Source organism: Amycolatopsis rhizosphaerae, from assembly GCF_007713715.1.
GTDB classification, from domain to species: domain Bacteria; phylum Actinomycetota; class Actinomycetes; order Mycobacteriales; family Pseudonocardiaceae; genus Amycolatopsis_E; species Amycolatopsis_E rhizosphaerae.
Genome location: NZ_VJWX01000025.1, coordinates 21041 through 30381, shown reverse-complemented (window position 1 = coordinate 30381; position 9341 = coordinate 21041). Strand labels below are relative to the sequence as shown.

Here is a 9341-nt window from a genome sequence, read left to right as displayed (position 1 = left end):
GCATTCGCCCAAGCCGGCGGCGTACGCGCCACGAGATGGATCGCGCCACCGCCGTCAGTCCCCGCCGCCGGGTACCGCGCGAGGGAGACGGTCAGGCCCGGCCGCACCAGGCCGTCCGGACCAATCCTGGGAAAATGCCATCGGAGCAGGTCCGGAGCCAGATGACGCAGATCGGCGCGGACCCGCGCCGCGAACCGCCTGCCCCAGGTGCGCCCCGCGGCCCGCAGGTTCAGATCCACGTCGACCCGCGCGGCGGCACAGGCCCCCGCCCAGTCGCCCACGGCACGGCGGGCAGTCGCGACCTCGATCATCGACGGCAGCACGGCGAACTCGCGCACGCGCGCCCAGAAAAGAAGACGGGAATCTCCACCCGCAGCCAAGGAGTGCATCAGCACTCACCTTGTGCGGACGGAACCCCCGATCTGTTCACGTAGGTAATCATCGCGATCAGCGTATCAGGTCCGGGGAGCGCCCGGCTCGCGTTCTGGCTCTCACCTCGAACCTCAATGTTCGAAGAAGGAAACCAGATGCTGGATCGGCCCGGCGGGAGTCAAGCTCCCGCGGCCTTGAGCATGGTGATGACTTGGGCAAAACCTGCCAGTCGTTCGGGATCGGCTCGGTGGCGGGCAGATGCGCTTTCGGCGAGTTCCAGGGCCTCTGCCGTTGGGACGGCGCCTCGGTCCAGCAGCATGCGAACGATGACGGGCGCCCCCCCTGCCGCCGCGGCACCCAACGGTGTACCTCGATACCCCTCGACATGGTCGATACCGGCTCCGTGGTCCAGCGGTGCGGGGCCGACCGACGGTGTTTCCGGCATCCACCGGGACGCCCTCCCGCAGCAGGTGTGCCACCCGCTCCACATCACCGGTTTCCGCCGCGTGCCCCAACTGTTGTATCGCATCCACAATACCGAATTCTGCTGTGTTCAATGGTATTCGCCGCTGGGCGGGCACGGTGGTCTCAGGTCCGCCGTTCCGTAGCGGGCCGCCTGCGTGGCCCTGATTTCGGCCCAGATCATCGGCTCGATCGAACTCGCCTCCGGGAAGGTGCTCCACAACTCGACGGCCCACTTCCTCAGATCGACCTGACCGAAGGGCACGACCGTCGCCGAAGCGGGCAGTGCCTCGGGCCGGGCGCCCGCGAGCAATCTGGGCTCGTCCTTGAAGATCTTCAGGAACCGTTGGTATGCCTCGTCCTTGGTCTCGGTGTACACCCTGCCCACCCGGTGGTCATCGTGCAGCACCTCCGCGATCCGCCTCATCTGCGCGTCGGACTCGACCCTGATCACGATCTGGTCCGCGCAGTACTCGTCGAATGCGTGGTGCCGAACGGCGCCAGCGACCGAGCAGAACGCCCCCGCCCCCGGCGAGGACGAGCAGGATCGCACCACCCGCACACCACAACGGGTTCGGACTCGCCGCCGCCGGCGCGGGGGCCACGGGGAGCACCGCGAGCCCGGCCACCGGAGCGTTCTCGGCGGAAGGCGCCTGCGTGGCCGCGACGGAACCGGGCGCGAGATCGGGCTGGGCCCCGGCCGAGGCGCCCGCGACGGTCAGCACGGGCGAGGGGAACTCCGGTGCACCCGGCCCGGCCTGGATCTGGTCCCACGCCACCATGTCACCGTTGGAATAGATCTGGACCATAACGAAGCCGAGCGAAGGGTGCTCGGGCAACGGCCCGGCGTGCACGGTGAAATCCGCCGCCTGATCGGGCCGGAGCTGATGTCCGGGCTGGGCGGTCCAGGTGATCTCGTGCGAGCCCGCTCCCGGGGTTGCGGTCCAGCCGTCCACCGGGTCGATCCCGGTCACCGTCAGGTCGGCGGGCACGGTCAGGGACAGCCGGATCGTGCCGGCGACCTGTTCCTCGCTGGGTACCCGGAACCGCAGGGTCGCGGGCATCCCGACGACGGCCTGGGGCGCCTGCACCCGGACATGCGCCTGCGCCGGTCCGGCCAGCAGGACCAGGGCGGCCGCGGCACCGGCCACCGGCGCCGCGGTACGCGGAAAACGGTTCACAGTGGTGTCCTCCCGGTAGGACCGGGGTGGACGGCGATGCGGCACGCGTCCACCCCGGAGTCCCGATCAGCAGCAGCAGTCGCAGTAGAAGAGATCGGCGGCGGTGACCACCTTCCCGCCCATCCCGGCGGTCAAGTCGTTACCGGTCGACGAGGCGGGCCGGTCGGTGCTGCCGATCGGCTTGATCGAAATGCTCTTGCCGTCGAACATCGCGAACGCGAGTACCTGCGGCGCGTTGCCGTTCGCGTCGGTGGTGAAGGTGACCACCGCGGTCTCGCCGCCGTCGGCGCCGACGCTGTCGGCTTCGAACGTGGTGTTCGCGGCGAGCCCGCGGGCCTGCAGGTCGATCATGTCCAGCCCGGCGACGGGACGGACGGTCGCCTCGAGGTGACGGCCCTGGGCCGGATTCATGGTCTCGCCGTCCGAACCGTCGGGCAGCGTGGTGGGGAGGTCGTGCCCCTGCTGCCCGAGCCCCTGGGTGGTCAGGTTCGGCGCTCCGCCACCGGGGGCGGCGCCGGGAACGTAGACCAGCGCCTGCGGCTCCTGGCCTACGCCGATCGTGCCGGTCACCTGGTTGGTGGCGGTGTCGATGACGTCGACCTGGTCCGACTTCTCCATGCCGACGTACATCCGCGTGCCGTCACCGCTGGGCCAGATGCCATGTGGCGCGAGACCGTGGTCGTGGATCGTCGCGGTCAGCGGCGGGGTGCCGGCGGGCGTGAGCCGGTAGACCAGGGTCTCGTCGAGGCCGCCCACGGTGAGGTAGGCGTAGGTGCCGGTCGCGCTCCGGGCGAAGTTCGGGTGGTTGGTGTCCGGCCCGGTGCCGAGGACCGCCTGCACCCTGCGGCGCACCAGGTCCACCACGGTGAGTTTGCCGGCTCGCTTGTGCGGAACCCACAGCTGTGTGCCGTCGGGCGAGATCGCCAGGTCCGAGGCCAGCGAGTCGGCGAGACCGGTGATCCGGCCGACGACGCGGCGCGACGCGACATCGATCACGGTGATCTCGGGCACGGTGAAGTGGTTGACGTAGGCCAGTTTCCCGTCCGGGCTCATGACCACTTTGGACGGGTTGTCGCCCACATCGACAGTGGTGATCACCCCACCGTGGACGGCGTCGACGATGGTCACCGTGTTGCGTCCGCGATCGGCGACCCAGAACTGCGTGCTGTCCGCGGTGAACCAGCCCTCGTGTGCGGAACGGCCGACGTCGGTGTGGCTGAGCACCTTGTTGGTGGCGGTGTCCACGATGTCGACGGTGTCGCTGCCGATGCTGACCACGGCCAGTTCGCGGTGGTCCGGCGAGTAGGCCAGCCCGTGCACGTTCTCGTCCCGCAGGTACTGCGGGTTGAGCGTGTTGGACAGGCGCTGTGCCCCGAGTGCGATGGTGCCCAGCACCTTGTCGCTGGACGGATCGATCACGGTGACCGTGTTGGACGTCTGGTCGGCGGTGTATACGCGGTCCTGGGGCGACACCGGGATCGGCCGCTGATAGGCGGCCTCCCCCGCCGACGCGGGATCCGGCGCGGCGGCGGCCTCGACGCCGCCCGACGACGCGGACACCACGCCCACTGCCGCCGCCACAATCCCCACGGTGGCCAGGGTGGCCAGGGCCCAGCGGGCCCGGCGTTTGCGCGACATGCTCACTTCCTCTCTCGGTACTTCTTCCGGGCAGACTTCACCGGCCGGCCCACGGATTCGGTGGAACGGATGGCGGGGCGAAAGGGCTTCAGGCCACGGGTAGCTGCCCCACGGGCCGGCCGTCCTGGTCGGCGACGATGAGGAGCCTGATGGCCGCGCGGTTCATCGCGGTCACCATGTGCGTGTGCAGGGGCTGGTCCGACTCCGCGCGCACGGTGCCCGCGGGCATCGTGTTCCCGGTCGCATCGGCGGTCATCAGACGATACGTCTTGCCCTGGTCGAGGCCGGTCAGCGTGATCGGCACCTCGGTGCCCCAGGGTTGCGGGATCATCCTGCCCTCGCGGGCGAGCGCGACCGGGTGCGCGGGCTCGGGCCCGCCCCGGCCGAGGACCGGCGTGAACACCAGCGCTCCGAGAATGGCCGCGGCGGCGGCGAAAACGGCCAAGGCGCGGCGCCTGCGGGTGCCGGCGACACGTTTCCGGCGGATGTCCGCGGCGATGCGCGGTCCGAGTCCACCCGCCGCCTCCACCGGCCCGGGCGCCGGTCCGGCGGATCGCGGGAAGCCCTCCGCCTGATCCAGCGTGGCCACGACCTCCCGGATCTCGTCGGCCTCGCGGGCGCAGCCGGGGCAGCCGGCCAGGTGCCGTCGCTGCACGAAGGTCAGCGGGCGGCCGAGCATCAGGGTTTCGGCCAGTTCAGGGCGCAGGGCCGCGCACGCCGGGTTCATGAGACCAGTCCCCCGCTCTCCTGCAGGAGCAGGCGAAGCGCGCGGACCCCGTAGTACAGGCGGCTGCGCACGGTGGACGCCGGGATGCCCAGTTCGCCGCCGAGTTCGGCGCAGGTGCGGCCGTGGTAGTAGACCTCGACCACCGTTTGGCGGTGCTCCGGGCTCAGACGCTGCAACGCCTCGTCGAGTTGGATCGCGGTGAGCAGGCGATCGAAGGGGTCCGCCGGATTCGGCCCGTCCGGCCGGTCGCTCCGGCCGGTCTGTTCCACGCGGGCCCGGACGGAACGGCGGCGGGCCGAGTCCGCCACGCTGTTCCGGGCGATCGCGAACAACCAGGTCCGCAGCGTGCCCGCCGCCGGGTCGTATCGCGCTGAGGCGCGCCAGGCTCGGACGAAGATCTCCTGAACGAGTTCCTCGGCGAGGTGACGGTCCCGCACCGCGTTCAGGACGAACCCGAACAGTTCGTTGCCATAACGGGCGTAAGCCGTTTCGACGTCCTGTTCGGTCCGCAGTGACTCCGGCGGGCCGTCCGCGTCGGTCACCTTCGCGTCCCCCCGGCGGTTTGTCCGCACACCCATGAATCGGTCCCTCCGTGCCTGTTCACCAAGGGGATACGCAGCGCCGTGGCGCGGTGTTGAAATGGCGTACCGAAAAATCTACTTGGTGGCCGGCATCACTTCCGCCGCTCTCAGACGCCGGCGGAATACGGATCCGGGAGAAAACCGGCTCCGCGGGACAAAAGGCGGTCCGGATGCGGGAAACCCCTCCCGACCGAAGATCGGGAGAGGTTCGTCCTGACACCGTGCGCCGAGGTCGGCGCGATCGTCGGTCAGGCCGAGACAGCGAAACGGCCCGCCTGGTGGACGTGGGTGAGTTGCGCGACACGGGCGCCGAGATGGCGGGCGGTGCTCAGGTCGGCGTCGTGCACCGCCGGTGTGTCGTTGAAACTCTGCGCGCCGGCACCCAGATAGAAGCCGAGCCGGTTGTCGTCGTCGATGCTCGCGGTGGTGGTGTTCCAGCCGGGCAGCAGACCGAGGCTGACCCAGAGCATCCCGTGCTGGGCGGCGAACAGGGACAGGTACTGCAGGGTGTGCATCTTGTCGCCGCTCATGGAGCCGGAGTTGGTGAACCCGGCCGCAAGCTTGTCGCGCCACGCCTGGTCCATCCAGCGCTTGCTGGTGGCCTGGGCGAACACGTGGAACGCGCCGGCCGCGGTGCCCATGTAGGTGGGCGAGCCGAAAATGATCGCGTCGGCCCGGTCGAGCAGTTCCCACTCGGCGTCGGCCATGGCCTCGACATCGATGCTCGCGACGTCGGTCCCCGTGACCGAGCGGGCGCCCTCGGCGACTGCTTCGGCGATCTTGCTCGTGTGGCCGAAGCCGGGAGTGTTGGCCGTGAAGGGTCCCTTCACAGTCGATTTGACTGTGAAGGGACCCTTCACGGCTTGTCTGTCTCCTGTTCGGGTGCGGTTGGACGGCGGTTTCAGCCCTCAGATCAGGTCGAGGGCGGCGGTGACGACGCTGTCCGCGTCGATGCCGTGATACCGGTACACGCTGTCGAGGTCGCCCGACTGACCGAAGCGGGTCACGCCGAGATGCCTGGCGCGGACCTGGTTGATCCCGGCAAGGAACGCGAGGGTGTGCGGATGCCCGTCGAGCAGGGTGACCAGCGGCGCGGCCCGGCGGGCCGGGAAGGCTGCCTCGAGGACCCACGTGTCGGCCGGGCCATGGCCGGCGCGGGCCTGCAGCGCGTCGAAAAGCAGGCCAGGGCTGGTCACGATCACGACATCCGTGGCGATGCCCGACGATTCCAGGCGTTCGGCCGCGGCGAGCGCCTCGGGCACCATCGCGCCCATCCCCGCGATCGTCACGGCGGGATTCCCCTCGCACCGGCGCAACGGGTACGCACCGGCGACCACCTGCCGACGGCGGAGTTCGCGGGCGGCCGGGTCGGTGGGCACCGCGGCCAAGGTCTGGTCCACGGGCCGGGTCGACAGTCGCAGGTACGCGCTGGTCCCGCCGGGGCGGCCGAGCCGGGACAGCGAGGCCAGCAACGTCCACTCGACATCGATCGCGAAGGCAGGCTCGTAGGCGATGCAGCCGGGCTGTTCCAGTCCCACGGAGGGTGTGGTGATCGACTGGTGGGCACCGCCTTCCGGGGCCAGCGAGACCCCCGACGGAGTGCCGACCAGGATCGACTGCCCGCCCGCGTAGATTCCGAACGACCAGGGCTCCAGCGCGCGCTCGACGAACGGGTCGTAGAGCACCCCGATCGGCAACAGCGGCTGCCCCCACCGCGACCAGGTCGCGCCGAACTCCCCGAGCGCGCCGGCCAGATTGCCCTCGGCGATGCCCAGTTCGACGTGCTGGCCGGTCGGGCGCTCGCGCCAGTGCAGGATCGTTTCCGCGTCGTCGTCGAACCAGTCGCGACGCTCGTCCGGGGACCAGACACCCACCTTGTTCACCCAGCCGCCGAGGTTGGTCGACGAGCTGACATCCGGGCACAGCGTCACCACCCGGCGAGCGGCCTCCGGAGCTTCGCGCGTGAGGTCGAGCAGCGCCCGCCCGAGCGCGGCCTGCGTCGTGGCTCTCCCGGAAGGCGTACGGCCGATATCGGTGGGCAGCACCGGAACCGCGCCGACCGGCACCGGCTCGCGGCGCAGCCGTTCGGCCGTGGCGGCGCAGGCCCGCCCGGCCGCGCTGCCGGCCCCGAACCGCTGCCATGGCGCCTCCACCGACACGCCCAGACGGGAGGCGAGTTCGGCGAACTGATCCGCGGTCAGCAGCGACGAGTGGTTCTGCGGATGCCCCTCACTGGCCAGCCCGTACCCCTTCACCGTGTAGGCGAAGATCACCGTCGGGCGGGTGTCGTCGATCCGGGCGAACGCGTCCCCGATGGCTTGCAGGTCGTGCCCCCCGAGATCACGGATCGCGGCACGCACGGTCTCGTCGTCCAGAGTAGACAGAAGCCGGGCCAGTACCGGCGAGTCCGGCAGCCTCTCACGCAGCTGGGCCGGATCACACCGCAGCAACCGCTGATACTCCGGATTCGTCATCTCGTCGAGCCGGCGGCGGAGCGCCTCCCCGCCCGGGCGCCCGAACAGTTCCTCCAGCAACCGCCCGTACTTCACGGTGAGCACCTGCCATCCCGCGGCGCCGAACATTCCCTGCAGCCGCGGCGCGCCGATGTCGGGCACCACCCGGTCCAGGCTCTGCCGGTTCAGGTCGACGATCCACACGATTTCGCCCAGTTCCGCGACCATCGGATCGACGACGGCCTCCCAGACCGCACCCTCGTCCAACTCCGCGTCACCCACCAGCGAGTACTGCCGGCCCGCTCCGGCCTGCTCCCCCAGCGTCGTGACATACCGGCGGGCCAGCGCTCCCCAGATCGGCGCCGTCGCGCCGATCCCCACCGAGCCCGTCGAATAGTCCACCGGATCCGGGTCCTTCGTCCGCGACGGGTAGGACTGCAACCCCCCGAATTCCCGCAACGTGGTCAGGTACCGCTCATCCAGCTCACCGAGCAGGTAATTGATCGCGTGCAGCACCGGCGAGGCGTGCGGCTTCACCGACACCCGGTCACCCGCGCGCAGATGCTCGAACCACAACGCGGTCATCAGCGTGGTCATCGAAGCCGACGACGCCTGATGGCCACCCACCTTCAACCCGGTCGGATTGGGCCGCACCCTGTTCGCGTGGTCGATGATCGCGGTGGTCAGCCACAACACCCGCCGCTCAATCTCCCCGAGGACGGCCAACCGGTCCTCGGCCCCACTGGGAACGGCCAATGGCGACAGCGCGGTCATCGCGAGCTCCTCTCGTGCAGAATGCTTCGATAGGACAGCAGTGATACGCTCATTGCACAAGACACGTCTGCTTGGGCGTGCATCCTGCACATTCCGGCGCGGTGGATTCTGATGGAGGTGAGCAGGATGCACACTGCTCGACGCGGCGGGGCAAACCGCGGCAGGCCGGCTCCGATCGACGCCATCGACGCGCGGCTGCTGCTGGCCCTGATCGAAGACCCGCGCGGTACCGCCGTGGCGCTTGCCGAACGGGCCGGTCTTTCCCGCAACACGGTGCAGGCCCGGCTGGCCCGGCTCGAGGAAAGCGGCGTGCTCGGCAGCGTCGAGCGACGGATCGACCCGGCGGCGCTGGGCTACCCGCTGACCGCCTACCTGACCGTCACGGTGGTGCAAAGCCGGCTCACTCCGGTCGCCGACGGACTCGCAAAAGTTCCCGAGGTCATCGAAGTCCTTGGTATGACAGGCGAAAGAGACTTGCTGGTCCATGTCGTCGCCCAAGACGCCGACGATCTCTACCGCATCGCCGGTCTCGTTCTCGCGATCGACGGCGTGGAGCGCACCACCACCTCGCTCGCCATGCGCCGGCTGGTCGACCACCGCGTGACCGCACTCGTCGAACGCAAGGCCCGGCAGAGACACCAATCCGGCCGAAAGGAGGCGGACACTCCGCCGGACCGGTGATGCCAACGCTCTGTTGCCGATGCGGTGGGCCGGTCAGCAGACCTCGGGAAGGAGCACGTCGGCAGCCATCGCGGCAGAGCTCACGATTCCAATTGTGCGGCGCGCGCCTTCAGGGCTTCCGCATTCTCGTCCCAATCGGGGCCAAAGCAGAGAAGGTCACCTGCAGCCTCGCGCAGCAGGGCCGGATCATCGGGACACTGCAAGCAGGCGAGCCCGATATGCCAGATTGCGAGCCCATACCGGGAGAGCCATCCAGTCATCCGCCAACACATCGTGCACCGTCGACAAGATCTCCTCGGGTCCGGCAAACGTGATCTTTTCGATGAACTCCCAGACAACGTCTGGGAGTCGGGTGCTACGGTCATCAAGCGAGGCGACCATATCCCTTGCCGACCGGGTCAGTTAAGACACAGCCCTTACCTTACTTCCCAGGGGTTGAGCCAGTAAGTTGCCACGCGACGTAGCAACCCTC

General features: G+C 69.5%; 9 protein-coding genes and 1 pseudogene. 1 reads left to right on the top strand and 9 read right to left on the bottom strand.

Translation table 11 applies throughout. The features are described from left to right. The 8 genes and pseudogenes from FNH05_RS04840 to FNH05_RS04805 all read right to left on the bottom strand — a co-directional run. Positions 1-389: pseudogene (locus tag FNH05_RS04840) on the bottom strand (hypothetical protein); the annotation flags it as partial. A gap of 536 nt (positions 390-925) precedes the next feature. Then, positions 926-1261 (bottom strand): permease-like cell division protein FtsX, encoded by a 336-nt coding sequence (locus tag FNH05_RS04835; protein WP_144586048.1) that lies wholly within the window; start codon positions 1259-1261, stop codon positions 926-928. Beyond that, positions 1230-2015, bottom strand: coding sequence for a DUF1775 domain-containing protein (locus tag FNH05_RS04830; RefSeq protein ID WP_144586047.1), 786 nt, complete (start codon positions 2013-2015; stop codon positions 1230-1232). Before FNH05_RS04830 ends, FNH05_RS04835 begins: the two co-directional genes overlap by 32 nt. 66 nt (positions 2016-2081) lie before the next feature. Next, positions 2082-3653 carry a beta-propeller fold lactonase family protein gene (locus tag FNH05_RS04825; protein ID WP_144586046.1) on the bottom strand — a complete coding sequence of 524 codons (1572 nt, stop codon included), beginning with the start codon at positions 3651-3653 and terminating at the stop codon, positions 2082-2084. 88 nt (positions 3654-3741) lie between these two features. Continuing rightward, the gene (locus FNH05_RS04820) at positions 3742-4380 is read right to left on the bottom strand and encodes a hypothetical protein (protein ID WP_144586045.1); all 639 of its coding nucleotides are present in this window, start codon (positions 4378-4380) and stop codon (positions 3742-3744) included. Continuing rightward, on the bottom strand, positions 4377-4958 hold the full coding sequence (locus tag FNH05_RS04815) for a sigma-70 family RNA polymerase sigma factor (RefSeq protein WP_144586044.1): 582 nt from the start codon (positions 4956-4958) through the stop codon (positions 4377-4379). The genes FNH05_RS04820 and FNH05_RS04815 overlap by 4 nt, the downstream gene beginning before the upstream one ends. 251 nt (positions 4959-5209) lie before the next feature. Then, the gene (locus FNH05_RS04810; RefSeq protein ID WP_144586043.1) at positions 5210-5791 is read right to left on the bottom strand and encodes a flavodoxin family protein; all 582 of its coding nucleotides are present in this window, start codon (positions 5789-5791) and stop codon (positions 5210-5212) included. Between the two features lie 78 nt (positions 5792-5869). Beyond that, the gene (locus FNH05_RS04805) at positions 5870-8188 is read right to left on the bottom strand and encodes a transketolase-like TK C-terminal-containing protein (protein ID WP_144586042.1); all 2319 of its coding nucleotides are present in this window, start codon (positions 8186-8188) and stop codon (positions 5870-5872) included. A 126-nt stretch (positions 8189-8314) separates the two neighbouring features. Here FNH05_RS04805 and FNH05_RS04800 point away from each other — a divergent pair, with 126 nt between their 5' ends. Next, positions 8315-8869 (top strand): Lrp/AsnC family transcriptional regulator, encoded by a 555-nt coding sequence (locus FNH05_RS04800; protein WP_144586041.1) that lies wholly within the window; start codon positions 8315-8317, stop codon positions 8867-8869. An 80-nt stretch (positions 8870-8949) separates the two neighbouring features. On the opposite strand, the gene FNH05_RS38785 is transcribed toward FNH05_RS04800, so the two are convergent. Beyond that, entirely contained in the window at positions 8950-9129 is a 180-nt protein-coding gene (locus FNH05_RS38785; protein WP_222426523.1) for a hypothetical protein, read from the bottom strand. Between the last annotated feature and the right edge of the window lie 212 nt (positions 9130-9341).

Coding starts and splice junctions, on each gene's coding strand:
- FNH05_RS04835 (WP_144586048.1), bottom strand. CDS start 1,261: ATGAGGCGGATCGCGGAGGTGCTGCACGATGACCACCGGGTGGGCAGG.
- FNH05_RS04825 (WP_144586046.1), bottom strand. CDS start 3,653: ATGTCGCGCAAACGCCGGGCCCGCTGGGCCCTGGCCACCCTGGCCACC.
- FNH05_RS04820 (WP_144586045.1), bottom strand. CDS start 4,380: ATGAACCCGGCGTGCGCGGCCCTGCGCCCTGAACTGGCCGAAACCCTG.
- FNH05_RS04815 (WP_144586044.1), bottom strand. CDS start 4,958: ATGGGTGTGCGGACAAACCGCCGGGGGGACGCGAAGGTGACCGACGCG.
- FNH05_RS04805 (WP_144586042.1), bottom strand. CDS start 8,188: ATGACCGCGCTGTCGCCATTGGCCGTTCCCAGTGGGGCCGAGGACCGG.
- FNH05_RS04800 (WP_144586041.1), top strand. CDS start 8,315: ATGCACACTGCTCGACGCGGCGGGGCAAACCGCGGCAGGCCGGCTCCG.
- FNH05_RS38785 (WP_222426523.1), bottom strand. CDS start 9,129: ATGACTGGATGGCTCTCCCGGTATGGGCTCGCAATCTGGCATATCGGG.